This window comes from Eionea flava (assembly GCF_055393785.1).
In genome coordinates this window covers 2658518-2685091 of record NZ_AP036018.1, presented here as the reverse complement: position 1 = coordinate 2685091, position 26574 = coordinate 2658518, and the positions used below count along the sequence as shown (strand labels likewise).

Here is a 26574-nt window from a genome sequence, read left to right as displayed (position 1 = left end):
TAGACCAGACGTCACATTTTTATAATGGTGCTACGGTTAATAATTCCAGAAATGCGCAAACCATTGTTGCGAGTTAAGAGAAAGATTATATGATAACAATACATAATGACAGCATTGTTCTGCCATTAAAGAAATGGTGGCTAGCGTTTCTTTCGCTCCCTATCATTGTTTCTGCTGCTAGTGCTGATGTTGATATTGATGAATCATTAATATTGGATGATTCTAAGGGAGCGTTTTCATTTGCAATAGAAAATGACTTATTTGGTAGTGGTACAGATCGTCATTATACCAATGGTTTTCAATTGGCCTATGTAAGTGACACGTACCACCCACGATGGATTGAAAAAATAGCCGATTTTGTGCCTTTTTATCGCTCATCAGATAACGTGCGTTTTGGTTTTGCATTCGGCCAGTCTATTTTTACGCCCGACAATATTAGCGAGCCAAATTTAATTATTGACGACCGGCCTTATGCTGGCTGGCTTTACACCACGTTTTCTTTAACCAGTGATAGGCGTGTGATTGATTGGAATGTAAACTCCACAAAAAATAATGAAGGCTATCGTTACGCGAATGCGCTAGATATAACAGTAGGCATTGTTGGCCCCTCGGCTTTAGCTGAGCAAACACAGACGCAGTTTCATGAATGGGTAGATACGACAACGCCAAGAGGTTGGAATAACCAATTAAAAGATGAGTTCGGATTGAATATTGCCTATACCCGTTTATGGCAATACCCATTAGGCCGCAATATTGATGTAACACCACAAGCCGGTTTTAGTATCGGCAATGTATATACCTTTGCTAACGCAGGGTTAATGTTACGCTGGGGAAATTCATTAGGTCAGGACTTTGGTCCACCCTTGATTCGCCCTAGCGCAGTTGGATCAAACTACTTCACACCGAAGCAGTCAGTGGAGTGGTATTTGTTCGCCGGTGCCAGTGGTCGTTATGTCGAACGTGATATTTTTTTGGATGGCAATACTCACAAAGACAGCCATAGTGTTGAGAAAAAAGATTGGGTCGGAGATATACAAGTGGGCGCAGTACTGAATGTAGGTGATGTGCAATTTGGCATCACACAAATTTATCGTACTAGAGAGTTTAAACAGCAACAAGAACCTAATCGTTTTGGTGCATTGAATGTGATTTGGCGGTATTGATTTTTAGTGTGTGTTGTTATTTTTGCGGTGGATACCGAGTCAAGCTCGGCATGACGGGGCATGGGTATAATATTGGTTACAGGTTACAGGTTACAGGTTACAGGTTACAGGTTACAGGTCAGCTATATAGAATCGTCATTCCGGCGAATGCCGGAATCTATAGTTCACAACAACGAATAATAAAGATCTTTCCATTCGGCGTTGATTGTTTCTATTAATTGTATCTTCCACTGTCTTTTCCAGTTTTTAAGTTGTTTCTCTCTCGCAATAGCACTCAGCATATTTTGATGCTGTTCGTACCAGACTAAGTTATGAATATTATATTGCTGGGTAAATCCGGAGCATTGGTTATTTTTGTGTTGCCAAATACGTTTTATTAGTTGTGAGGTGACGCCAATATATAGTGTGCCGTATGGCTTATTGGCTAAAAGATAAACGGTGGGTTGTTTCATTATTCTTCCTTGAATAGTTATGAAGCTTCTGATTAACCGCTTTTGTCATTCCGGGCTTGACCCCATAACTGTCCGGAATAAATATTCATAGAGCAAGAGCTCCTTGCATGGATTGGTAATACAAGACTTTCTTACGCCTCTTTTTCTCTATTTGCCACTCTGTTTCAACTCTCTGAAACAGAGTCGCTCGCAAGCTCATTAGGCACATCTTCAAGCTCACATCTTGTCGAAAATTGCGCTGATACAATTGCACCAACAAGTACGTAATAATGGCGCTATAAATTTGTATTTTTACCGCATTTTTACTACGACCCAAGAACACTTTTATTTTTAAGTGTTGCTTGATCCATTTAAAAAACAATTCAATTCCCCAACGCTGTTTATACAACTGAGCAATCTCTTTCGCTGACCGCGTCATGTCATTGGTCGCGATAATTAACGGCGTATCTTTATCCGGCCGACTCACTGTAATCTTTCGTAGTGGCGTACCGTGATAATGATTAACCCTAGCGCCTCCCGGACGTTTGTTTTTAAAACACACTATCGCATCTTCTAAAATTATCGCCTCATCTTTGGCTTCGATTGGACGATACGATTCAACCACTAAAGACGCATTACGTTTAAAACGAGAGACGAATACGCTACCTGATTCATGTAAACGATACCACCAGTTATAGTCGGTATAACCCCTATCAAACACATACGTCGCGCCTATTTCCGCTTCCGTTTTTCTACCTACTTCAAGATCACCTATCTTAGGTTCTGTTATTTCAAGGTTGACCGGAGTATTACTCGGAGACGCTATCGTTAAATGCGCTTTTAATCCCTGAATACGATTATCTTTTTCTGCTTCAGCCCACTCATCGTAACCTAAACCCACTAACGGTATCGGTGTGGAATCTAGTAAATACAATAGGTCACTGAGTTCACCTTTCACTTTTTTGTGTCCGCGCTTTAAGAGCAATGCACAGATATCAGCAAACACGTTATTCGAACGATATTTATTCGCATCTGATAATGTCGAACGCTTAATTTTACGACAACCTAAATGGTAATGATGCGTCTCCTGACTATTAAAACCCGCCTCTAATTCTCGTAAGCTTTGGCATCCTGATACCTGCGCATAGATCATTGCGAGCAGTTGATTCCAGCAACGAAATCCTTTGTTGTGCTTATCTGCTTTATGCTTTGAAACCACTTTTTCTACTGCTTGGCGAGGAAGTGCTTTCATTAATTCAGTAAATCGTGTATTTCTATACATATTGCAGCCTCTAGGTTATGAGTCGTGTCAGTGGGTTTTACCCTTTAAACCTAGAGGCTGCAACCTCTTCAGCAATACGCTTAACTTTTATTCCGGACAGTTATGGGGCTTGACCCGGAATCCCTATAAATTAAGCATGTATAGATTCCGGCATACGCCGGAATGACGGTTAATCAGAGGTTCCTTATGTAATTTTGTGGATGCCGAGTCAAGCTCGGCACGACGATGTATTATATTGCCGAAAGCCGAAAGCCGAAAGCCGAAAGCCGAAAGCCGAAAGCCGAAAGCCGAAAGCCGAAAGCCGAAAGCCGAAAGCCGAAAGCCGAAAGCCGAAAGCGAGTTAAAAATTCAGCCCGTCATTCTGGCGAATGCCAGAATCCATTCTCAACATTCGCACATGTTTTTATTACCTGTTAAATATTCCTACCCAACGACGTACCAGTAGAGCGTAAATCATCACAGGCTTGCATAATGCGGTCAGCCATATTGCGCTCTGCTTTTTTACCGTAGGCGCGGGGGTCGTAAACTTTTTTATTACCTACTTCGCCTTCGATTTTTAACATACCGTCATAGTTTTTCATAATGTGATCAACAACGGGGCGCGAGTATGCGTATTGAGTGTCGGTATCGATATTCATTTTAATGACACCGTAATCGAGAGTTTCATGAATTTCGTGAAGCTCTGAACCCGAACCACCATGAAACACAAGATCAAGATGCGCATCTTCACCAAGTGCATCAACAACAGCAGCTTGACCATCTTTCAAAATAGAAGGGGTAAGTTTTACATTGCCCGGTTTGTAAACGCCGTGTACGTTGCCAAATGTCGCCGCTAACATAAAGCGCCCCATTGAGCCCAATTCTTTAGCCGCCATCACCATATCTTCTGGTGTGGTGTATAACTTATCGGCCGCTACATCAGAAGTGTCGTGGCCATCTTCTTCGCCACCAACGATGCCGGTTTCAATTTCTAAAATAATATCGTTAGCGATGCACTCTGTCATGATGCGTTTTGATTCGGCAATGTTTTCATCCATGGGTAATGCAGAACCATCGTACATGTGTGAGTTAAATAAATTAGGCAAGCCGGCCGCGCGACGTTTTTTGGTTTCGGCGATCAATGGCATCAAAAATGATTCAACATATTCGGGGTGGCAATGATCGGTATGTAGTGCGACATTGACATCATATTCTTCTGCCATTAGATGTGTATATACGGCAAGCGCGATACCGCCTTTCACCATGGAGCCTACACCTTGGCCTGATGCGAATTTTCCGCCACCGACGGAGACTTGAATAATGCCGTCTGAATTGGCTTCTTTAAAGGCTAGTAGGGCAGCATTGATCGTTTCGCTAGAGGTAATATTAATGGCGGGGTAAGCAAATTTATTTTGCTTAGCATTGTCTAGCATTTGGCAATATTGTGCGTGGTTAACGACAGGCATGATGTTGTCCTTTCGGTTTTTTGTTGGTTATAGGGTCAGCGTTGTTACGCTGCCCCTTGGGTTAAATTATTTTGCGCGTGCTTCTAATATAGCAACGGCAGGTAAGGTTTTGCCTTCAACGTATTCTAAAAATGCGCCGCCGCCAGTGGAAATATAAGACACTTTATCGCTAATATTGTATTTATCGACTGCCGCCAATGTGTCGCCGCCACCGGCGATAGAAAAGCCTGCGCTGTCGGCAATCGCTAACGATAAAGATTTTGTGCCTTCACCGAATTGATCGAATTCAAATACGCCGACAGGGCCGTTCCATAAAATCGTTTTTGCATCACGAATAATATTAGCTAACGTGGCTGATGTATCGGCACCAATATCAAAAATCATATCGCTGTCACTGACATCTTCAGCAGGCTTAGCGGTTGCCGTTGCGGTCTCAGAAAATTCGCTACCGACGACCACATCTGTGGGTACAGGAATCTGTGTTTTTTCCATCAGTGCTTTTGCATTGGGGATTAAATCCTTTTCGTATAAAGATTTTCCAACGGGTTTTCCGCTGGCGGCCAAAAAGGTATTGGCGATGCCGCCACCGACAATAATTTGATCGGCTTTATCGGCTAATGTCTCTAGCACGGTTAGCTTGGTGGACACTTTAGAGCCGCCAACAATGGCGACCAAGGGGCGTTCTGGATTGGCCAGTGCTTTTTCTAATGCGGTGAGTTCACCGACGAGTAGTGGACCTGCGCACGCAGTGGGTGCGAATTTAGCTACGCCGTGAGTCGAGGCTTGGGCACGGTGGGCGGTGCCAAAGGCATCCATCACAAAAATATCACATAAGTTCGCGTAGGCTTTAGCCAGTTCGTCGCTATCTTTTTTCTCGCCTATATTAAAGCGAACATTTTCTAAGAGAACCACATCGCCATTATTGATTTCAATGCCTTGCTGCCAATCGCGAATGACTGGCACGCTGGTTTTTAATACATCACTTAAGTAGGTCGCAACGGGCTGCATGGAAAACTCATCGGCAAATTCACCTTCGGTGGGACGACCCAAGTGCGACATTAGAATGACTTGTGCGCCTGCGTTACGCGCGTGTTCAATAGTCGGTAGCGCAGCGCGAATGCGTGCATCGGATGCAACAGCCCCATTTTTTATCGGTACGTTTAGGTCTTCACGAATGAGTACGCGTTTACCGGCAAGCTCAAGGTCAGTCATTGATAATACGTTCATGGGTATTTCTTTTTCCTCGGTGTCAGAATCTTTGGTAATGGATAACGGTCAATTATTGTTGGTGAATATGTGAGAGCTGATTAGCAAGGTCTAACATACGATTAGCAAAGCCCCATTCGTTATCAAACCATGTCAGTACTTTGACTAAGGTGCCGCCAGCTACACGCGTTTGGTGAGCATCAACAATGCCTGAACGGGTATCATGATTGAAGTCGCAAGAGGCTAAAGGCTCTTCTGAATAACCTAAAATATGGGGTATCTTCTCTGAAGCTGATCGCAGCGCTGCATTAATTTCGGCCGCATTCACAGAGCGGCTAACAACAACGGATAAATCAATTGCCGAGACATTGGCTGTGGGTACTCGCATTGCTTGTGCTTGAAAGCGACCGGCCAGTGCGGGTAGCAATCGGTCTATGCCCTTTGCAAGGCCTGTATCTACGGGAATAATCGATTGATAAGCGCCGCGCGTTTTTCGTAAATCCGTATTGTGGTAGGCGTCGATGACGGGCTGATCGTTCATTGCGGAATGAATGGTTGTAATCACACCGCTTTCAATGCCGAAGGCTTGATGCAAGGTATCAATCACGGGAACAATGCAGTTTGTCGTACACGATGCATTAGAAATAATCGTGTGTTCGTCGAGCAAGGTATAGTCATTAATACCGCACACGATGGTTGCATCAACATTGCTTTCAGCCGGTTGGGAAAACAGCACTTTTTTAGCGCCAGCATCAATGTGCTGTTGTGCCGTGACTTTATCGGAAAATGCGCCAGTGCACTCCAGCACTAAATCAATATTCATCTCATCCCATGGCAGCGGTGCGATTTGTTCTTCATGAAAAATACGAATTTTATCGCCATTGACGGTTAATACATCATTAGTTAACTCAACATCCCCAAAAAATTTTCCATGTGTGGAGTCGTATTTTGTGAGGTGCGCAATGGTTTTGCTATCAGCTAATTCATTGATGGCTACGATGGCAATATTGTTGCGTTGGTTTGATTCGTAAAACGCGCGCAATACGCAGCGTCCGATACGACCGTAACCGTTAATAGCGACATTTAACATAGCAGTATGTTTTTAGGTTGAGGTGATCAGGATCTAGGGGGCAGAATCAGCGACTCTGACCCCTTATAGCCCTTAAGGTTTTAGTCGCTCAGCAAGTCATCTGCAGTTGCGAGTACGTTGTCGAGCGTAAAGCCAAAGTGCTCCATCAAATCGTTAATCGGCGCTGATTCACCAAAGGTGTTCATCCCGATAATGCGACCGTCGAAACCAACAAATTTGTACCAGTAGTCTTCGTGTGCCGCTTCAATTGCGATACGCGCACCGACTTCAATGGGTAAAACCGCTTGCTTGTAGGTGGCGTCTTGGGCGCTGAATAATTCAGCACAAGGCATAGAGACAACGCGTACAGCATGACCGCGTTGGGTCAGTGTGGCTGCGGCAGTGACGGCTAGTTCAACTTCGGAACCTGTTGCAATAAAGATAAGCTCTGGCTCGCCCTCACAGTCCACCAAAATATAACCGCCTTTGGCGACATGGGTGATCTGTTCTTCATTACGCGCCATAGGTGCCAAGCCTTGACGTGAGAAAATCAACGCGCTGGGGCCATCACGACGTTCAATCGCTGATTTCCAGCATACGGCAGACTCTACGGTGTCACAGGGGCGCCATGTATGGAGATTCGGAGTGGCGCGTAACGCGGTGAGTTGTTCGACGGGTTGGTGAGTCGGGCCATCTTCACCCAAGCCGATAGAATCGTGGGTATAGACAAAGATACTTTGTTGCCCCATCAGTGCTGCCATGCGCACCGCATTGCGGGCATATTCCATAAACATAAGGAAGGTTGCGCCATAGTTCACAAAGCCGCCATGTAAGGCTATACCGTTCATCATGGCGCTCATGCCAAATTCACGTACGCCGTAGTACAGATAGTTGCCGCTGGCATCGTTGGCTTCTACACCTTTTGCGCCTTTCCACAAGGTGAGGTTTGAACCGGCAAGGTCTGCAGAGCCGCCTAGCAATTCAGGTAACAACGGGCCAAATTCATTGAGGCAGTTTTGCGAGGCTTTACGTGATGCTACTTTTTCTGATTTATTTTGACATTCACGAATATAAGCATCGGCTTTTTCACTAAAATCTGCGGGTAGTTCGTTATTGATCACGCGGCGCGTAAATTCTTTGGCGAGTTCTGGATGTGCCTCAGCATAGGCATCGAACGTGGCATTCCATTCTTTTTCGGCAGCGTTACCAGTGACTTTGGCGTCCCAGCCCTTGTAGATATCTTCTGGTACAACAAACGGGGCATGTTGCCAGTTTAAGGCTTCGCGGGTTAGTGCGATTTCATCGTGACCTAGTGCCGCACCATGGCAAGATTCTGTACCTTGTTTGTTAGGTGAGCCAAAGCCAATAATGGTTTTACAGCAAATAATGGTGGGTTTATCCGTTTCTGCTCGTGCCGCTTCAATCGCGGCTTTAATGGCTTTGCTGTCATGTCCGTCGACATTAGCAATCACTTGCCAGCCGTACGACTCAAAGCGTTTTGGTGTATCGTCGGTAAACCAGCCTTCGACCTCGCCATCAATAGAGATGCCATTGTCATCGTAAAAGGCGATAAGCTTACCTAAACCTAGAGTGCCCGCTAGCGAACACACTTCGTGAGAGATCCCTTCCATTAAGCAACCATCGCCTAAGAAGGTGTAAGTGTAGTGGTCAACAATATTGTGATCTTCACGGTTGAACTGTGCGCCTAGTATCTTTTCGGCAGCAGCCATACCTATGGCATTACTAATGCCTTGGCCTAGTGGGCCAGTGGTGGTTTCTACCCCCGGTGCATAGCCATATTCGGGATGCCCCGGTGTTTTTGAATGCAATTTGCGGAAATTTTTGAGCTCTTCAATAGGAAGCGCGTAGCCAGTCAGGTGGAGGAGCGAGTAAATCAACATCGAACCGTGGCCATTCGATAATACAAAGCGGTCGCGATCGACCCACTCAGGATTGGCGGGGTTATGTTGCATGTAATCGTTCCACAAGACTTCGGCAATATCAGCCATGCCCATTGGCGCGCCTGGGTGACCAGAGTTAGCTTGCTGAACAGCATCCATACTGAGTGCGCGAATAGCATTAGCGAGTTCGTTACGAGAAGGCATAAACGAGAATTCCTAAATATAGAGGATGAAATGGTGGCAAGGCAGAGATGGTTATCGAGACACTAGCAGAACAGCAAATACGCTAATTGTGGGTCGAAAAATGAGCTCAGCCCCAAAAAGGCCGCTATTTTCGCATATTTACTGAGTAGGTGACACTGTTGAATCCCTGATTACGTGAATCTGTGAAAAATAGCCTGCGCCGCATAGGAATGGGCGCAAGATAAGAGGCTGGAGGTTCGCCATTTTATGGCGAATCAGCATTTAAGACGTGGTAGCTAGAGTGGTTGTAGAGGCTTTTTTCGTATTGTGTGATTGCTTGTTAGATGATTGATTATTAGGTGATTGATTGTTAGATGGGGTAGCGGCAGGTTTTTGTTTTTGGCTAAAGCGAGCTAAATCAATCTCTTCCGCGATTAATAGAATAATGTCTTGCTCTGAAAACTGGCTTTTGAGTTGTACCGCTCCACCCTTCAGTTGCTCATGAGCATTCAGAATGCCCCAAATTTGACGTACAAAGGTATCAAGCGATGAGGGATGCCGATAATGTACGGCACCGCTTTCAGCAACGATGCTGAGCAGTTGGTTAACCAGTTCGCGTGCTTGTGCAACTTTTTCTTGATGAGGTTGCAGCGTTCTTTGTAGGCATTCTTGTAGTTCATATAAAATATCGACGGCAACCTTGAGTTGTTGCTTGCGTAACGATCCACGAAAATCATTGCTATAACTGGGCGATAGTATTTTACTTTTTAGCCCTGACAGTTCAGCAACGCCGACAATACGATAGGTGCTGAGTAGATCTTCAGCGCGTTCAATCCATGCCAATAGTAGTGGCAAAAACTGCGGATCTTTTTTCTCTAAGCGTTTTACTAATGAGGGAAATTCTAAGAGTAACCCTGATAGATTATTGGTTAGATTAATTAATGATTTTTGCATCGTATTATATCCTTATTCGGGTAATAATTTACGTTGTGTATTACCGTTTTCATCATCCATTTTTTGCCATTCCATACCGTCTTCAGAAACTTTCATTTTAATATAAATAATATTCGCAGGATTTTGTTCTTTTAATAAATGTGACTCAGCAATGACTTCTAAATTTTCGATAACGCTAGCGGGCTGATTAGTATTAATTTGTTTTTCTGCCAATTGAGAAATATTACGTTTGAAATTTTCTTTATCGATAGCAAGTTCTTTATCTGCAATACCGTGTTTTTCGTTAATCGATAAAATTTTATTGGTAAGCTCGTCACTAAATGCATTGACCGGCTGTGTGGTTTTTTCAAGATTGACGCGTTTTTCTAGCGCGTGAGTATTTTCTGCAAGCAGCGAGCGAATTTCTGATGAGGCGGCACGAGGTAAACTTGTTACACCCAGCCCGCGAGTCACTTCTTTGTAAAGGCTTTTGTTGAACTCAGTATTATCAATGGTATCCACGTGACTTTTTAGTTTTTGTTGTGTCGCTTCTAATGCAATAGGAATAGTTAATTCCACATCGTCAACCCGCATTCTGGGTACCGAAAAATGCTGCAGTAAATCATGCTTTGCATATTCTTCGGCTACCTTAACCGTTTGTAAGTCAGCCATGACCCGTGCATTGGTTAAACTGCTAATTACACTGCCTAAATATTCATTGAGTTTTGCCATTGTTTTTATCCTTAAAAATAATAATATTCTCCTTCCTGTAATAACAGGAAGGAGAAGGGTCGTTATAAAATACTTATACGCTAGCGATGCTGTCTTCTAACATAGTAAGTATGCGGTCTAATCCCGCAGGTATTTCATCATTTAGCGCAGTGACTTTAACACCTAGGTTATAGGTTTTTTCAACGCTAGTACCACGATTAGATGAACGCTTATAAGACGCCGAAGCTTTAAAGTTAACAATCTTATAATTAATACCTAATTCCGCACTTGCTGCAAATTCACTCGACACATTTGAGGTTTGCGTGGATGTCAATTTTGCATTGAAATCGATAACCATTTCTTCGATGCGAAGCGCTGGAATGGTAAGCATGGTGAGGAAAGGGACTTTGATGTTAACTTCAGCATCTTCAAAATCATCGCCCGCTTCATTGGGTACTGATTTTGTGTAGTTAAAGTCAACATAGCGAAGTTTAGATGTGCCGCCATCATCTTCAAAGCCAACTTCTTGAATAAAGTTAACTTGAGACATCGAGGCTGCGTGTTGCGCTTGAACCGCTGCTTGCATTGGCCCGCCAATGTAAACACTAAAATCAAGACTATTTAATTCTTCCACTAAAGCTGTCATAAAATATTCCTTTTATGTTGATTATTTTTTAGTTAGCAATGCGCATTGCGCGAGCAAATTATCAACAGAGAAAAAGGTCGTCAATATTTTTTTGAGTAATAAAAGCAATTAGTGATTGTTTTGTAAGCATTGTCTTACTTGTGTTTGTTTGTGTGTCATAAAGTGCTATTTACTACGTCGCAAAAATATCACTAGCACTATTAAAGTATTTAAACTCTAGCGTGTTCCCCGATGGATCTAGCACGAAAAATGTACCTTGCTCACCGGGTTCTCCCGCAAACCGTATTTTGGGTGCTAAACGAAAAACCACATTGTCGTTGCTCAATGATTCGTGAAGAACTTGCCACTGAGCTTTATCAAGCACAGCGCCAAAATGGGGTATATGAATATTGTCGCCATCGACGGAGTTGCTGCAGTGATCAATAGAGTGTGAATTGTCACTGAGATGAAAGCTGAGTTGATGTCCGTAAAAATTGAGGTCTACCCAGCGGCTGGCTTGGCGACCAATAACGCAATTGAAGTAGCGAGTGTAAAAATCAATAGTGGCATTGATATCACTGACAGGGAAAGCGAGATGAAATACGTGCATACAGTTTTCCTTTGATACTCGTTGATTGAAATGGTTGCTCTTTATGCTTGTGGTACTTTATAAAGTCGAGTGTAAAATTTATCTGGTAATCGTCGAATAATTCTTGCAAGTAGTGCAATGGCAACCATGCCAAACACTAAACGCGCCCACAATACAGCCGATAAGTCAGCACCGAGAAGTAGCATCAGTAAACTATCTTCGATAACACTGTGACAAAGCCCTAAAAATGCCATGGTGAGAAAGATATCTTTACCATCAACGGTGGCTGATTTTGCTTCTCTAATGAGAATTCCTCCACCAAAAGCCAGCCCCAGTGTTAGGCCAACCACGATAATATTAGTGGCTTTGATCCCAATGCCTAAAAAACGCAAAAAAGGCGATAACAGATAATGTATAGCTTTTTCGATACCCACAAATCGTAGTAGATGAATAATCAGAGTCAGTGCAGCAATGACCACCAAGGCGGCAAGTAAGGTTTGCCCTTGTAATATTAACCAACTGGCCCAGTCAGATGCGCTGGCTTCTGGTTGCCACACGGTAGTCATGGGTACTTGTAGCGCATCCAACTGACTATAGCTCTGGTGCAGCAACCATCCAAATAAAAACCCACCGCCTATACGCAATAGTAGGGTGAACCAAAGGCTGACCCCCGTTGCTTTGGCGATGGCGACTTCTACGGGTAAGCCGTGGGCAATAAGCATCATGCCTGCCAGCACGCTTACTTGAGCGACCGTGAGCTGCTCGACGCCGCCGAGCTGATAAAAGATAGCCATTCCTGCGTAGAGATTACTGACCATTGCGGATACCCATACCAAGCCCATATCGCCGGGTAACCCAACCCATGCCATAAGAGGACTAATAGCCGTTCCGAGCCATGTTATCCAGCCTAGTAGTTCAATGGCTCGCACAATGAGTAAAACGGGCAGCATGATTTTAACTAGGCTCCAAAAAATCAACCATACCTCCAGCACCCAACGACCCACAATGCTTTGTTCTAATTGGGTTCGAATACGCAGTAGCATAGCTTTTAATGTTGCTGTCATGGGATGTTCGCCTATTTTTTGATGGAGAATGGAAACAAGAGCAGCTTATCAAAAGCCTTAATAATTTATGCTTTTTATTTGAATTTTACGAAAGTATAATTTCTTTTTCTTGATAAATAAGAAATAAAATTAACAACTGCGATTTTGTTAGCTTATTATCATTATGCCGTGCGTTTGCTTTTTAACGCATGGTTTGTGTTGTATGTGCCCCCCAACATGTGTGCTTGAAAACACAGACACGCAAGAAGAGTGAAGAGAATTAATTAATAATGAAGCTCAGCCCCGTTGATATTCGTATCCTTAAAGCTCTGCAGCAAAATGCAGATCAAACCAATGTAGCACTTGCAGACGCCGTTGGCTTATCCGCACCGGCTTGCTTAAAGCGTGTGCAAAAACTCAAAACGGCGGGGGTTATCGAGCGTGTAGTGGCTATTGTTTCGCCGCAATCGGTCGGTCGGCGTTTAAATATGGTGGTCGAAATTGAAATGAGCACCGACGATCTTGCGGTTGCCAAACAGCTGATTGATGCAGTTGATCAAGCGCCAGAAGTTAAGCAGTGTTATAAGGTGACAGGTGCTGTGGATTTTGTGCTTATTGTGAATGTAGCCGATATTTTTGAATATGAGGCATTTTGTGAGCGTGTTATTTATAAGCAAACTCGAATGAAAAAATTTACCACGTTAATTAGTTTACGCTGCACAAAATTTGATTTGTCTCAGGGTGGGTTGTCATCCTTATAACGTCGATGTCATTTAAGATGATGTGAGTTCTGGCATGGTGGATGCTTTAGCCGATAGGTGATGCAGGTTCCGCCTTCGCTTTTTCTCGTTCCGCCTTTGCCACATACTCCGAACGCTTTTTGGGGTTGGCTTTGGCATTAGCCGCTTTGGCTTTCTTAATAAGTTTTTGCCGAATTTTCTTTTGTCTATTCATAATGATATGGTGGGCGCACAAGATTGTGAGGTGTTAGGGATAGCGGTTCTTTCTCATACAATACGATTTTTTTACTCACTAATACACTGGGGCACCTAATGCGAGATTCTATAGTCAGAAGCCGTCGATTGCGCAAAAAACTTCATTTGGATGAGTTTGCCATTATCGGCTTCGCCTTTCAATGTCGAGTTAATGTCGATGAACCCGCAGATTACGAAGTATTTTTTAAAGAATTCGCCATCTTGGTGAATTCTCGCCATTTATATATCGATTTGGAGGGGCATGAAGGTGTTTTTCGTGGCCGTGTTACCTCAGCTGATCGCTACGGTGATGCAACAACAGACGACCGCGAAGCAATAACCATCTTATTGGAAAACCACGCGCTAGTTAGCGAAGTATCGGTCGGTGAGTTAGTGGATGGTTACTACGATATATAACGAGGCCTTTGCAAAAAAGCCATTCTATTATCCATCGTTACGACTATCCATATAGGTATGACATGACAGTTGAAAGCGCCATTACTTTTTTCGTCGCGGTATTTATTTTTGGTATTACGCCGGGCCCAGGTATTTTTGCAATTCTCGCTCGCAGTATGGTGCATGGCGCAGGTTCTTGTTTTTGGCTGTCTACCGGTATGGTTATCAGCGATATTGCCTATCTTGTGATGGCCTGTTTAGGTTTAGCGGCCATCGCTTATCAGTGGGAAGAAGCATTTTTGGTCATTCGTATCGTGGGTGCGATGTATCTTATTTACTTAGGGTGGAAGATGTGGACTGCGCCGTTGCCGGATGAGTTGTCCAGTCAGACGCCATCCGTTAAAAACCATGGCCGTTTAGCGAGTTTTATTCAGGGCTTTTTAATTTCGGCCTCTAACCCTAAAGTGATTATATTTTACATTGCGTTTTTGCCGACCTTTATGGATATGACCGTACTCACTCACGCAGATATTTTACTCGCATCGGTGCTCACGTTTTTTTCATTGTTGGGTGGTTTGAGCTTAGTCGCGTTAGGTGCAGCACAAACTCGTCGTTACCTGCGCTCAGTGCGTGCGGTAAAAAGGCTTAATCGTACAGCGGGTTCGATCATGATTGCCGCTGGGGTTTATATTGGTTTAAGAAGCTAGACGGTTAGTGGTTATATAATAATTTGATACCCATTAGCCCCATAAAACTGCTTGCTGCTCGATCAAAATAACACTTATATTTTGCGTACCCTTGTTGTGCGGTGTGCGTTGATAAAACAAGCGACACAACAAGATACCAGCTAAAATCCATTAAAAACGCAACCATAATCAACAAAATATACGCATAGTTTGGCAGTTGCTCTGGCAGAAAAGCCACAAAGATACTGGCAAAAACAATAGCGGTTTTTGGGTTGCTGAGCTGTGTCAACAAACCGATAGTCAATAAGCGTAAACGATCTTTTGTTGTTATCTGTTGAGCATGGGTTGGTTGCTTTCCGGTGTGCTGTGTTGAGGCCACTTTTATGACTAAGGGTTGTTTAGCCGTGATCCAAATTTTATAGGCTAAAAAACAGAGATATAAACCGCCCACGATTTTTAATGCCGTGTAAACCATAGGCACTGATTCAAGAATAATATACAAACCTGCCGACGCCAATAAACCAAATGTCGCTGCGCCTGTTGCCATGCCGAGCGATGTTGTTATCGCAGCGGCGCGGGATTGCGACATCGCAACTTGTGACACCAAAATAAAGCTAGGGCCGGGGCTCATCGCACCCAATAACAGCGCGGCCGCGATGGGCAATAAGAAAAGATACTCTGACATTTACCGGCCCTCTATAGTGTTTACGTTATGGCAGCAGTGGGTAATATTACAGCCCCGCAGCCTGATCGTATTGTGCGACGTTCCATGGTTCTTTTTTTGCAGAGGCTAACCACTCTTGCATTGCAGGTAGTGCGAGCATCGCGTTCGACCAGTGAGAAAAATGGTCTGAAACGGGTAAATTATACCCTGTTATACGCCACATCACTGCAGAATACATGGCGTCGACAATGGTAAAATGTCCGCATAAGAAATCCCCTTCTGGTTTTTTATGCTTGGCAAATGCCTCCCAGATTTGAGCGAGTCGTTGTAAATCTTTTTGAGTGGCATCGCTGGGTTCAACCGTGACGTTAACACGGCAATTCATGGGAAATTCACTACGCAAGGCCATAAACCCCGAATGCATTTCGGCTGCGGCACAACGCGCGAGAGCTTTGAGGCTTGGGTCGCTTGGCCATAATTTAGCATCGGGGTATTCGTCGGCCAAATACTCCATAATCGCCAAAGAATCCCAAATCGTTCTACCTTGGTCTTTTAATACGGGCACTTTTGCAGGTATTCCCTCTTCTTCGGCGAAAATGCGCAGTGATTCGTCGTGATAAAACGGTAATAGTGTTTCGTCGAAAGGAATATTCGCGACTTTCATCGCTATCCAAGGTCGTAGCGACCATGATGAGTAATTTTTATAAGCAATATAAAGATGCATAGTATTAAGCCCTTGGCCTGTCTATGGCCGTCTGTGTGATTAAATGAATGTCTGAATAAGCTATAAATGAGACCTGTGCTGAACAAAATGTCTATGCAGGCTTAACCAGAAGCGCTTCAGATAGTGCTCATCATAGATTGACTTAAGCTATCAAAAAAGCGAATAATTGCGAACAAACCATAAGGTAAAAGCGAATAATGACGCCTAAACAAGTCCGTAGCCTACTATCGGTTCATCATCATCAAAGTATTAATCAGGCGGCAAAAGCACTGCATTTAGCGCCGTCTAGCATCTCGGCACAGCTTAAAGAGCTCGCGCAGGAGCTAGGTGTGGAACTATTTATTCCTAAAGGGCGCAATATTGTGCTCAGCAGTGCTGGTCAAGCCTTACTGCCTCAGATGCAGCGTTTTGTTGCCCAAGAAGATGCTTTAAAGCAACAGGCAAAAGAGCTTGGTAGTGAGTTGTCAGGCTCATTGACGCTTTTTGCCCCTAGCTCTATGTGTATTTATCGCTTGCCGGCTATTATTGAGCGCTTACAAAAAATCGCGCCGAATGTTGAGCTGCTGTTAACCCACGAACCTTTTGATTTTCAGCAAGCCCTATCCTTAGGGACTATTGATGCTGCCATAGTGGTAACCGATGCCGATAAAATCAGTGACCCATTGCTATGGCAAGAATATCGCTTACACAGAGAAGAGGTCATCTATGTTGTTGCGCCGCCGCTGTACCGTGAGGGTGTTATGGGTTTGGATGACTTAGAAAAACAAGACATTATCTCGACGGAGCCCGATTGCACTTATCGTCTACGTGCTGACAAGCACTTTGCCGATCATCAAAAACGATTGGTTTGCAAACAGTCGTTTTCTAATGTCGAAGTGGTTAAACGTTGTGTGATGGCTAAAATGGGGGTGGGCTTATTGCCTCGTTGCGTGGTGGCGGCGGAACTAGCTTCTGGGCAATTACTTGAGCAGTGTGTGGGTGGTACTCCTTATGTCTTTTACTCTAGACTGATTCACCTCAAGGGTAAGCCTATTTCTGCTAAGCTAGCGGCTCTCATTCAGGCTGTATCTCAGTGAGCTATCGTATAGGCTCTATAAGCGATCCATTAAAATAAGGAGGCCATTGTATGAGCAACGAGAGTATAAACAATGATGCATCGTATTCTACATCTGTTGATTCTCAGAAGATCGATGAAGAAACATGGAGAGAAAGTAGTGCGCAGTTTATTCATGATATGGCAACACCGTTGGCGAGTATTCAATTGACAGCTACCCTGCTCAATAATTATCTACCCACACTACTATCGGCTTATCAGCAGTTACAAAAAAATAATCATGTGTATGATGAAGCCTTGGCGGCTATCCCATCAGCGCATTATCACATGCTAGCCAATGCGCCCGATCAAATCAACGAGATGGCACAACACATCAAACAACAATCAAAAGCGTATTGGAAAAGCGTAGGGGATACCACGTCGAACGAATGTGCATCGTCTAATGATAATCATACCCTACAAAAACAAAGTATCAATGTATTGGATACTTTAGAATCGTTAAGAATCTTAGTTGCCGAAGATGATCGTTTACATCAAAAAATTGCCCGCCAATTGCTGCATCAACACTCACTTGATATTGTATGCAATGGCGAAGAGGTATTATTAGCCGTAAAAGAAGCTGCAAAAAAAGATAGACATTACGATGTTATTCTCATGGATCTATCGATGCCAGTGATGACAGGGCAGCAGGCCCTAGCCACTCTATCTACGGGCGAGCCTATACCATCACTGATTATCGGCCTAACCAATAGGCCGTTATCTAAAAAAGAAAAGCAACAATTACACACACAAGGATGTGTTGGAATATTGGAAAAGCCCTTAGTGGTTAACCAATTGAATGGTTTGCTTACAGAGCATCTTCCTAAAAAATAAAAAGGCGTTGTGACCTTGACTACCTTATCCACCTTATTATTGATTTATGTCATTTTATTGTTGCTAAACTTTGCTTTTGCCATGCAACTATGGCGCGTGTATCGTACGCCCGCTTATAAAACATTAATGATTATTTGGTTGTGTACCACACTTAATTTTTTGCTTCAGGGTATATTTTCTGACTCTATATCCGGCAGTTTATTAACCTTTCCTACCTATATTGTTGTTGTCTATTTTACCTGCTCTTTGCTCACGCAAGTGTCATCAATGCCTTTTACATTTAAACCCTTTGGCATTGCGTTTACGGTGAGTTTACTCATTAGTTGGGCCTTATATTGGCAAAGCGATAGTTTTACATTAATTGCATTGCCGGTTGCGATCACTATAGGTGCCCCACAGGTATTTTTTGCGATAAAAAAACTATTTTATTATCGCCATACCGGCACGCAATTTAGCAATAGTTTTGCGGTGCTATTGTTGTGTAATGGATTACATTTCTTTGATTATCCGTTTTTGCGGCCGATTCCAGAAATGGCAATTTTTGGGTTTGGTGTGGTTTTAGTATTTTCGGTAGGGTTTGCTGCATTGCTACCAACTATCTTAAGTAAGTACCATACAGACCGTTCGGATGCTTTGATAGAAGAAATAAAAAAGCGTAAACAGGTAGAAAAAGAATTAGAGCGTGCTGTTAATAAAGCTGAAAAATTGGCAGACACTAAAGCAGAATTTTTAGCCAATATGAGCCATGAAATTCGTACGCCGCTAACCGGTATTATGGGGTTGAACGATCTTTTATTAACAACCTCACTACAGCCAGAGCAGCGAGAATACTGTGAAGATATACGATATGCCAGCCATGTCTTACGTCGTATTATTAACAATGTGCTGAGTTTATCTAAATTAGAATCGGGTACTATTGCTCCCGACTGCGAAGTATTTTCGTTACCTCTATTGTGTGATGAAGTGAAAAAACACTACGATCTAGATCCTTCTCCGAGTATTACTATATCCTACCGCTATACCGACGTTCAGCTTTTGGGCGATAAATATAAAATCCAACAAATTTTATTTAACTTAATCGATAACGCGATTAAATACAGCCAAGGTAGCGCTATTAACGTGTGTTGTATTTATGATAAAACTGAGGCGTTATTAACACTGGTAGTGGCAGATAATGGCGTAGGTATTGCCCCCAATCTTAAAGCACAATTATTTGAGCGCTTTGAACAGCAATATCAAAGTCCAGTGGGTGTAGGCTTAGGCTTGGCGATTGTTAGGCAGTTACTGGTCGTGATGCGCGGTCATATTACCTTTGCGAGCAATGCCGGTGAGGGAGCAACATTTACTTGTAGTATTCCACTTCCTGAACCCCCCCATGCGCTTATAGCTAGTGCTTCTACTACAGAGACAAGTAGTCAGCGAGCAAATACAGCACGCTCCTTGACGTCTTTTGCTGGCAGCAAAACGGTAGCAGCAATGGAAATGGTAAAAGTAGAAAAACAATACCATATACTTTTGATCGATGATGACCCTGCCACGCTTTATAGTCTCAGTGAATTACTACGCCAAGCGGGTTATATCTGTTATTTGGCGGAAGATGGATCAACCGCGAAAACAGTATTAGCCAGCGAGACAATAGATGCGATTGTGAGCGATATTCAATTACCCGATGTAGAAGACTTGGAGCTCATACAATATTTTCGAGAGATGAATCCAATATTGCCGGTGATTGCTCATAGCGCTTTTGCGTTTGATGAAGATGCCGCAGCGGCGTTGGCAGCAGGCGCCACTGATTATCTGCGTAAACCGGCAACATTTGCCGAATTGCATAGTGTTTTAACTGCTAATCTTACAAGCCAAAAAGGCTTGTAAGATTAGATGTCAGTAGATTTTTAATATTAAGATGCGCCTGTCAACGATGCGGGCTGATTGATCTCTCTGGTATTAATAATGCCAACATTTAGTGGCTGCACATCAATATTCAGGGTGTCTGCCCAGCAATGAAACATCTCATCGAAGCCGGCAAATATCGTGTCAATCATTTGGTTAACGGAGCGTACGCGCGTTGCTTCTATGTGATAAAAATGATCGTGTGCTGTTGGCTTTTCACCGTCTAACCAATTGCCGCCACTATGCTCGGCTTCAGCTTCATAGTGTTGAGTGCCAAAAAATTTTAATCGATTAAAGTCGCCATTTTTTTGAGTGATAGTGTTTAAGCTGGTAATAAACACAGAGAAAGTACTTTCCAAACATTCCATAATAAGCATTTTTTCTTCTGGTGACTGCGTATTATGAATATAACTAATAATGCGATAAGTTAATGCGCGAACAGGATAGTGTGTTGGCGACCAAATATTCGATAATATGCTACCAACGCTGCCCCCCCAATAATCTGTATCCATTTGTAATGTGTGTAAATCTTCGATAAACCAACGCCAATGTTCGGCGTCTTCTTCACAGTGGGCGTTGAGTGCCAATTCACATTCACTGACGGGGTTATCTATTTTTACGGTTTCTAAAATATCCCTAAAGCCTAGAACAAAAAAGGTCATGCTAGGAATAAAACGATAAGCGTCGCTGGAAATGTCTTCGCGTTGACGTAGGTGTTGGCAAAAACGATGTTGTTCAAGGCTGGTTTGATGTTCTGCAATTTTTTTTAATAGAAAAGTGGACATAATATAAGTCTCTTAAATAATGGATTAAAATAATGAGACGTTTGCGCGAACGTTTTCTATTCTTGTACGGACAATTACCACAGTCATAATAAAAAAACCGTACTTCTTTGATGTACATCTTCTATGATATTTACACGAGATCAAATAATCATGACTGGTGTTTTTCCTAGTAGATTTTTTTCGATGTGCTATTAATGTGGGCGCCGGTTTAGGATAGTAAAAGCGTTTTTTGCAAAAGTTCATTGCTGATACTGCAAGAGCAGCAGCTATAAAATTACACACTTAGACTACTTATTGCACGTAAGAAGAGATTATTTTTTGAGCAGTTACTGATAGTTAGTCATCATGTTGTCGCTAAAATTATTGTCATGCAGCTTTTTTGGAATAACGTGTACTTTGCGAGAATGTAAACAAGATTAATGCCGATAACCATGACGGAAAGCGTCATTCTTATCGGTATGCTGGATGTAGTGCTGAACAAGCTTACCGTTTCTAGAAAGGGGGGGTGAGGGAATGTGGAAGCGATTATTTTTTAGAAAAATCCCAATAAACCACATTGTGGTTATCAACTAATGCGCAGTAATAATTATGCTCTTTACCTTTAATGACCGTTGCCTTTAGTAAAGGGTTTTTATTGATCTGTGTTTCGGGTGTATAAAATCCATCATTACTATTAAAAAAGGGAACGTATTGTTGAGTTAACAATTGTTCTATCCAGTCGGTAGGCCCGTCTTCTTCTTTAATAATATTGATATGTTCTTCGATGTCTTTATCGCTCGCGATAATAAGTAAGGTGTCTTTTTGTGATGAGCGTAATATAAAGCGCGACGTTTCGGGCATAAAATAATATTCATTAACGCGTAACGAAATACAAGTCTCATCAAAATATTCTGCTAATTGGCTATCAAGAAAACAAGGCGCTTCTTTTTTCATAAATGACATCATGAGCGATTTAAGGTTCTCATGAAAATAGGACTTTTGCATTTTAGTAACAGCATGCTGTACATCATTTAATAAGTCATCGCTGTTTTTATCAATATAATAATCAATAATATTATCGTTAAATGCAGCGACGACTTCGCTTGAAGAGGCGCATCCCGTAAGCAGTATTTTACGTACGGAGGGGCTGGCTAATTGTTTGCAGAATGTAATACCGTCGATGCTAGGCATATCGTAGTCGACAATAACAACGGATAGTTCGTTATTTTTTGATGGATCAAATTGTTTGTTGCTGAGATAACGAAAAACATTTTCTTGCCAGCGTCGATCTCCTGTAAATAAAGCGGATAAGTGTCGATACGATTGATTATTCGCGTAGCGTAATGCTTGAACAGGATCGGTAAACGTTTTACATGAAAACTTTGGTGACAAAGAGGCGGATAATATATCGAGAAATGAGGAGTTGTCGTCAACTAATGCAATGTCAGTGGGGTAATAGTAGGGCGATAACTTAGCTTTCATACGATAATGCTCTTAATCGTTTTAGTGAGGTGAGAATATTTTTATTATTATTGATCTCACTATTATGATTAGTTTAGCAATATCGACAGCGTCGTACCTATTTTATTTTTGTTTTATTGAGCGTTAACAGAAAAAACATTTTAAATAATGAAATAAGTGCCAACGCTTGGTTAATTTATGAGGCGAAATGTCCTAGTGGTTTTTCTTTTATCGGCCAATGAATCGCTGCCGATAAAAAACTCAGTAAAATGCAAAGCACCCAGACAATATCGTAGTTGTTGGCGTCGCCACTTGATTGAATACCTAAGTACTGCCCACAAAATTGTGTGATAACACTAAATTCGTCAGCGGCCTCGTAAAAAAATCCACCTAAAAAGACGCCGGTAAAACTGCCGAGTTGGTGAGATAAAAACACCACACCATAAAGTAGTGCCATATAGCGTGTACCAAACATTACTGCGACTAACCCTGAGGTGGGTGGTACAGTGGCTAGCCATAAAAACCCTAATACCATGCTAAAAATGATGACACTAGTCAGAGACATGGGGAGTACTAAAAATGCAAAAATCGCGACGCCCCGTAGCAGGTAAATACCGCATAGCATATTGCGCTTAACGGCTGTTTTCGACCATAGCCCCGCGCAATAAGCGCCTGCTACATTAAAGATGCCAATGATGGCCAAGCTCCATGCGCCAATTGATGAGTCAAAGCCAAGATCGGATAGGTAAGGGGGAAAATGTATGGTGATAAAAGCCAGTTGAAAACCGCATACAAAAAAACCGATTAGCAATAGATTGTATGAACGATGTGAAAAGGCTTCTTTTAAAGCTTGGAAAATAGATTGATCGATCGTGTCTTTTTTGACTTCACTGGCACCCGAAAATGGCGCTAAAGGAATAGCCATGGCGATCATAATTAAAGTGACAACAGATAAAATGTGAAGAGCCGATACCCAGCCGCTGCCATCAATGAGGAGTTGAGAAAAAGGCACAATTAAAAATTGCCCTAAAGAGCCTGCGGCGGTTGCTAAACCTAAAGCCCATTGTCGATATTCCACCGGCACTGCGCGCGCCATTGCGGGCATAACAATACCGAATGATGTGCCCGCTATACCTGCCCCCACTAATAAACCAGCAGTACTATTTAACAGCCACGGCGTATCTGACGCAGGCGTAAAAAACAGTCCTAGGGCGTAGAGCAGTGCCGCACCGACAATAACACGTACGTTGCCATATTTATCAGCCAGCCCTCCAGCGAATACCGCGACCACCCCCCATGTGAGGTTTTGTATTGCCAGCGACATGGCAATAATGTCGCGTCCCCATCCGTAGGTTTCAGATATGGGTTTCACAAAGAGGCCAAAAGAGCCGCGCAAACCAAAAGAAAGTAAGAGTAAGCTGCATGCAGCGATCAGGATAAATTGTGTGGCCGGAGCGAGTTGTCTAAACATATTGTTTGTCTGCTTGTGTTTGTTGCGGGTAAGTCGTGTTTAAGAAAACCTTATCAGAGCGGTCTTAAAATTGATCCAGCGTCATTCCGGTGAAAACCGGAATCTATTATGCCTTGTTTATACGGATACCGGGTCAAGCCCCATAACTGTCCGGAATAAATATTCATAGAGCAAGAGCTCCTTGCATGGATTGGTAATACAAGACTTTCTTACGCCTCTTTTTCTCTATTTGCCACTCTGTTTCAACTCTCTGAAACAGAGTCGCTCGCAAGCTCATTAGGCACATCTTCAAGCTCACATCTTGTCGAAAATTGCGCTGATACAATTGCACCAACAAGTACGTAATAATGGCGCTATAAATTTGTATTTTTACCGCATTTTTACTACGACCCAAGAACACTTTTATTTTTAAGTGTTGCTTGATCCATTTAAAAAACAATTCAATTCCCCAACGCTGTTTATACAACTGAGCAATCTCTTTCGCTGACCGCGTCATGTCATTGGTCGCGATAATTAACGGCGTATCTTTATCCGGCCGACTCACTGTAATCTTTCGTAGTGGCGTACCGTGATAATGATTAACCCTAGCGCCTCCCGGACGTTTGTTTTTAAAACACACTATCGCATCTTCTAAAATTATCGCCTCATCTTTGGCTTCGATTGGACGATACGATTCAACCACTAAAGACGCATTACGTTTAAAACGAGAGACGAATACGCTACCTGATTCATGTAAACGATACCACCAGTTATAGTCGGTATAACCCCTATCAAACACATACGTCGCGCCTATTTCCGCTTCCGTTTTTCTACCTACTTCAAGATCACCTATCTTAGGTTCTGTTATTTCAAGGTTGACCGGAGTATTACTCGGAGACGCTATCGTTAAATGCGCTTTTAATCCCTGAATACGATTATCTTTTTCTGCTTCAGCCCACTCATCGTAACCTAAACCCACTAACGGTATCGGTGTGGAATCTAGTAAATACAATAGGTCACTGAGTTCACCTTTCACTTTTTTGTGTCCGCGCTTTAAGAGCAATGCACAGATATCAGCAAACACGTTATTCGAACGATATTTATTCGCATCTGATAATGTCGAACGCTTAATTTTACGACAACCTAAATGGTAATGATGCGTCTCCTGACTATTAAAACCCGCCTCTAATTCTCGTAAGCTTTGGCATCCTGATACCTGCGCATAGATCATTGCGAGCAGTTGATTCCAGCAACGAAATCCTTTGTTGTGCTTATCTGCTTTATGCTTTGAAACCACTTTTTCTACTGCTTGGCGAGGAAGTGCTTTCATTAATTCAGTAAATCGTGTATTTCTATACATATTGCAGCCTCTAGGTTATGAGTCGTGTCAGTGGGTTTTACCCTTTAAACCTAGAGGCTGCAACCTCTTCAGCAATACGCTTAACTTTTATTCCGGACAGTTATGGGGTCAAGCCCGGTATGACGCAGGGGTTTGATAAGTGATTCTTTAACGTATTTTTAAGTCGCATGTGAACTCTTGGTCTGTGAAAAATGCTGACGATATTGTCTAGGGCTCGTTTGTAAATATTGCACAAACAATCGCCGCATGTTTTCGCTGTGACCTAACCCCACTTTTTCAGCAATGTGTGTGATCGAAAATGTTGACGAGGATAATAGCGACCGTGCGGCATCAAGCCGTGCGCGGATAATAAATTCATTAACGGTTGACCCCGTGTCACGTTTAAATATTCGAGCAAGGTGGCGCGGGCTTAATGACACCTGCTCGGCAATGCGCTCCAGTGGTAATGGTTCATGTAGGTTATTAATTATCCATTCTTGTAACACCGCAATGCGCGATTGTTGTGGTGCTTGTAGCGTGAGCAGAGGGCTGTATTGTGATTGACCTGCAGATCGACGGTAAAACACGACAATTTGTTTGGCAACGGCTAGGGCGATGTCGGCTCCCCAATCTTCTTCTACCAATGCAAGAGCAAGGTCTATTCCGGAGGTGACACCTGCCGAGCTGTAGATGTTATCGTCTTTGATAAAAATCGCATCACTGCATACGTGAATATCAGGGTATTCTTTTTGGAGTTGCTCGGCATACTGCCAATGCGTGGTTGCACGCCGACAATGCAGTAAGCCCGCCCTTGCCATAATAAAAGCACCGGTACAGGTGGATGCGATGCGCCGTGTTCCTGATACGGCAGTAGATAACCACGTTGTTGTTGGTGTGTGGTCAGCGGCCATGTAAGCACCTTGTCCGCCGGGAATAATCAGGGTGTCTATGGTGGGAGCGGTTGTCGGCTCTTTTTTTGTTGGTGTGCAGTCGTACATCGTATCGAATGTATAGTGCGGGAGTGCTTTTAAGCCACCGGTTAATTGAACGGCTTGGCTTGTTGCGGCAATGGTTTGTACACAATAGGCATCACCGTTAACTTTTTTAGATTCGCGAAGCAAGCGACTTGCCGTATCAAATACCTGCAAAGGGCCACTAATATCAATGCTATTTGCTTTTTCGTATATCAGGCCCAAAATTTGTCGGGTTTTCATAGTGAATCCTCCCTAGTTTAGGGGATCGTATGCGCTTGTTGAATACGAAATGAATCGCATTATTTCAGGTCATTTTCTTTAATGACACTATCAAAATAATGGGTATCGTTTGGGTTGCTGGCAATATCTTGTGCGAAGTCATCCCTACAGCCTGGGTTACAAAAACCAACAATATGGCCTCGATATTCTGTTAGGGAGTTCTCTTCCACTTGTTTACCGGAGCGTGGGCAATATTTATTAATCGCTTTTTTCATTTTTGGCGTCCACCTATCGTATTTTTAAATCGGTTGTACAAGGTGCTTATTTTCCTCTAGGAGAGGTATGGTCTTTAACGACCAATTCTTATTAAGCTTATTGTGTCAGTTGGTCGCAATGTCTTCAATGACGTTAATCGCACAAATAAAGACATTTTATCGACAATCTGTGTTTGTCCTACTGCTCGCCGATAGTGTTCCTTATACCTTAAGCGGAGAAATCACTGAGCGGTTATAAGTTATCTATATC

The 26574-nt window shown here is 42.9% G+C and carries 28 protein-coding genes; 8 read left to right on the top strand and 20 right to left on the bottom strand.

Annotated elements, in window-relative coordinates; translation table 11 throughout:
• Window positions 1-89 precede the first annotated feature (89 nt).
• Window positions 90-1163 (top strand): lipid A deacylase LpxR family protein, encoded by a 1074-nt coding sequence (locus ACZ5O6_RS11655; RefSeq protein ID WP_447092700.1) that lies wholly within the window; start codon window positions 90-92, stop codon window positions 1161-1163.
• Window positions 1164-1327: 164 nt separating this feature from the next.
• Here the strand turns inward: ACZ5O6_RS11655 and ACZ5O6_RS11650 are convergent, their stop codons facing one another.
• The 11 genes from ACZ5O6_RS11650 to ACZ5O6_RS11600 form a co-directional block, all read right to left on the bottom strand.
• Window positions 1328-1615, bottom strand: coding sequence for a GIY-YIG nuclease family protein (locus ACZ5O6_RS11650; protein WP_447092699.1), 288 nt, complete (start codon window positions 1613-1615; stop codon window positions 1328-1330).
• Window positions 1616-1700: 85 nt separating this feature from the next.
• The gene (locus ACZ5O6_RS11645) at window positions 1701-2876 is read right to left on the bottom strand and encodes an IS4 family transposase (RefSeq protein ID WP_447093035.1); all 1176 of its coding nucleotides are present in this window, start codon (window positions 2874-2876) and stop codon (window positions 1701-1703) included.
• Window positions 2877-3289: 413 nt separating this feature from the next.
• On the bottom strand, window positions 3290-4321 hold the full coding sequence (gene fbaA / locus ACZ5O6_RS11640) for a class II fructose-bisphosphate aldolase (protein ID WP_447092963.1): 1032 nt from the start codon (window positions 4319-4321) through the stop codon (window positions 3290-3292).
• 66 nt (window positions 4322-4387) lie between these two features.
• Window positions 4388-5548 (bottom strand): phosphoglycerate kinase, encoded by a 1161-nt coding sequence (locus tag ACZ5O6_RS11635; RefSeq protein ID WP_447092964.1) that lies wholly within the window; start codon window positions 5546-5548, stop codon window positions 4388-4390.
• Between the two features lie 52 nt (window positions 5549-5600).
• Window positions 5601-6617, bottom strand: coding sequence for a type I glyceraldehyde-3-phosphate dehydrogenase (gap, locus tag ACZ5O6_RS11630; RefSeq protein WP_447092965.1), 1017 nt, complete (start codon window positions 6615-6617; stop codon window positions 5601-5603).
• A gap of 80 nt (window positions 6618-6697) precedes the next feature.
• Window positions 6698-8701, bottom strand: a complete 2004-nt coding sequence (gene tkt, locus ACZ5O6_RS11625; protein WP_447092966.1) for a transketolase — start codon at window positions 8699-8701, stop codon at window positions 6698-6700.
• Window positions 8702-8962: 261 nt separating this feature from the next.
• Window positions 8963-9634, bottom strand: a complete 672-nt coding sequence (locus ACZ5O6_RS11620) for a hypothetical protein (protein WP_447092967.1) — start codon at window positions 9632-9634, stop codon at window positions 8963-8965.
• Between the two features lie 12 nt (window positions 9635-9646).
• Window positions 9647-10345 carry a hypothetical protein gene (locus ACZ5O6_RS11615; RefSeq protein WP_447092968.1) on the bottom strand — a complete coding sequence of 233 codons (699 nt, stop codon included), beginning with the start codon at window positions 10343-10345 and terminating at the stop codon, window positions 9647-9649.
• A gap of 73 nt (window positions 10346-10418) precedes the next feature.
• Window positions 10419-10970, bottom strand: a complete 552-nt coding sequence (locus tag ACZ5O6_RS11610) for a DUF2589 domain-containing protein (protein ID WP_447092969.1) — start codon at window positions 10968-10970, stop codon at window positions 10419-10421.
• 172 nt (window positions 10971-11142) lie between these two features.
• Window positions 11143-11559, bottom strand: coding sequence for a VOC family protein (locus tag ACZ5O6_RS11605; RefSeq protein ID WP_447092970.1), 417 nt, complete (start codon window positions 11557-11559; stop codon window positions 11143-11145).
• Window positions 11560-11600: 41 nt separating this feature from the next.
• Window positions 11601-12602, bottom strand: a complete 1002-nt coding sequence (locus ACZ5O6_RS11600) for a hypothetical protein (RefSeq protein ID WP_447092971.1) — start codon at window positions 12600-12602, stop codon at window positions 11601-11603.
• A gap of 269 nt (window positions 12603-12871) precedes the next feature.
• On the opposite strand from ACZ5O6_RS11600, the gene ACZ5O6_RS11595 reads away from it, so the two are divergent.
• Window positions 12872-13342, top strand: a complete 471-nt coding sequence (locus tag ACZ5O6_RS11595) for an Lrp/AsnC family transcriptional regulator (protein WP_447092972.1) — start codon at window positions 12872-12874, stop codon at window positions 13340-13342.
• A 46-nt stretch (window positions 13343-13388) separates the two neighbouring features.
• Here the strand turns inward: ACZ5O6_RS11595 and ACZ5O6_RS11590 are convergent, their stop codons facing one another.
• Window positions 13389-13535 carry a DUF2986 domain-containing protein gene (locus ACZ5O6_RS11590; RefSeq protein WP_447092973.1) on the bottom strand — a complete coding sequence of 49 codons (147 nt, stop codon included), beginning with the start codon at window positions 13533-13535 and terminating at the stop codon, window positions 13389-13391.
• Between the two features lie 98 nt (window positions 13536-13633).
• Between ACZ5O6_RS11590 and ACZ5O6_RS11585 the strand changes: the two genes are divergently transcribed.
• Window positions 13634-13972, top strand: a complete 339-nt coding sequence (locus ACZ5O6_RS11585) for a 50S ribosome-binding protein YggL (protein ID WP_447092974.1) — start codon at window positions 13634-13636, stop codon at window positions 13970-13972.
• A gap of 62 nt (window positions 13973-14034) precedes the next feature.
• Window positions 14035-14658, top strand: coding sequence for a LysE family translocator (locus ACZ5O6_RS11580; RefSeq protein ID WP_447092975.1), 624 nt, complete (start codon window positions 14035-14037; stop codon window positions 14656-14658).
• Between the two features lie 4 nt (window positions 14659-14662).
• Here ACZ5O6_RS11580 and ACZ5O6_RS11575 read toward each other — a convergent pair whose 3' ends face one another.
• Together ACZ5O6_RS11575 and ACZ5O6_RS11570 are read right to left on the bottom strand one after the other, a co-directional pair.
• Window positions 14663-15322, bottom strand: coding sequence for a LysE family translocator (locus ACZ5O6_RS11575; RefSeq protein ID WP_447092976.1), 660 nt, complete (start codon window positions 15320-15322; stop codon window positions 14663-14665).
• Between the two features lie 46 nt (window positions 15323-15368).
• On the bottom strand, window positions 15369-16025 hold the full coding sequence (locus ACZ5O6_RS11570; protein WP_447092977.1) for a glutathione S-transferase family protein: 657 nt from the start codon (window positions 16023-16025) through the stop codon (window positions 15369-15371).
• A 197-nt stretch (window positions 16026-16222) separates the two neighbouring features.
• Between ACZ5O6_RS11570 and ACZ5O6_RS11565 the strand changes: the two genes are divergently transcribed.
• The 3 genes from ACZ5O6_RS11565 to ACZ5O6_RS11555 are packed head-to-tail and all read left to right on the top strand — an operon-like array spanning window position 16223 to window position 19824.
• Entirely contained in the window at window positions 16223-17101 is an 879-nt protein-coding gene (locus ACZ5O6_RS11565) for a LysR family transcriptional regulator (RefSeq protein WP_447092978.1), read from the top strand.
• A 50-nt stretch (window positions 17102-17151) separates the two neighbouring features.
• On the top strand, window positions 17152-17952 hold the full coding sequence (locus tag ACZ5O6_RS11560) for a response regulator (protein WP_447092979.1): 801 nt from the start codon (window positions 17152-17154) through the stop codon (window positions 17950-17952).
• Between the two features lie 15 nt (window positions 17953-17967).
• Window positions 17968-19824 carry a hybrid sensor histidine kinase/response regulator gene (locus tag ACZ5O6_RS11555; protein WP_464283516.1) on the top strand — a complete coding sequence of 619 codons (1857 nt, stop codon included), beginning with the start codon at window positions 17968-17970 and terminating at the stop codon, window positions 19822-19824.
• 26 nt (window positions 19825-19850) lie between these two features.
• Here ACZ5O6_RS11555 and ACZ5O6_RS11550 read toward each other — a convergent pair whose 3' ends face one another.
• The 6 genes from ACZ5O6_RS11550 to ACZ5O6_RS11525 form a co-directional block, all read right to left on the bottom strand.
• Complete coding sequence (locus ACZ5O6_RS11550; protein ID WP_447092981.1) at window positions 19851-20627, bottom strand: hypothetical protein; 777 nt, start codon at window positions 20625-20627, stop codon at window positions 19851-19853.
• Between the two features lie 525 nt (window positions 20628-21152).
• A complete protein-coding gene (locus tag ACZ5O6_RS11545) occupies window positions 21153-22088 on the bottom strand; it encodes a DNA-binding transcriptional response regulator (protein WP_447092982.1) in 936 nt (311 codons plus the stop codon).
• A gap of 175 nt (window positions 22089-22263) precedes the next feature.
• The gene (locus ACZ5O6_RS11540) at window positions 22264-23538 is read right to left on the bottom strand and encodes an MFS transporter (RefSeq protein ID WP_447092983.1); all 1275 of its coding nucleotides are present in this window, start codon (window positions 23536-23538) and stop codon (window positions 22264-22266) included.
• Between the two features lie 163 nt (window positions 23539-23701).
• Window positions 23702-24877 carry an IS4 family transposase gene (locus ACZ5O6_RS11535; protein ID WP_447093035.1) on the bottom strand — a complete coding sequence of 392 codons (1176 nt, stop codon included), beginning with the start codon at window positions 24875-24877 and terminating at the stop codon, window positions 23702-23704.
• A gap of 158 nt (window positions 24878-25035) precedes the next feature.
• Complete coding sequence (locus ACZ5O6_RS11530) at window positions 25036-26070, bottom strand: GlxA family transcriptional regulator (protein WP_447091406.1); 1035 nt, start codon at window positions 26068-26070, stop codon at window positions 25036-25038.
• 59 nt (window positions 26071-26129) lie between these two features.
• Window positions 26130-26324, bottom strand: a complete 195-nt coding sequence (locus tag ACZ5O6_RS11525) for a hypothetical protein (protein WP_447091407.1) — start codon at window positions 26322-26324, stop codon at window positions 26130-26132.
• 67 nt (window positions 26325-26391) lie between these two features.
• On the opposite strand from ACZ5O6_RS11525, the gene ACZ5O6_RS11520 reads away from it, so the two are divergent.
• Window positions 26392-26562 (top strand): hypothetical protein, encoded by a 171-nt coding sequence (locus tag ACZ5O6_RS11520; protein WP_447091408.1) that lies wholly within the window; start codon window positions 26392-26394, stop codon window positions 26560-26562.
• Window positions 26563-26574: the final 12 nt, after the last annotated feature.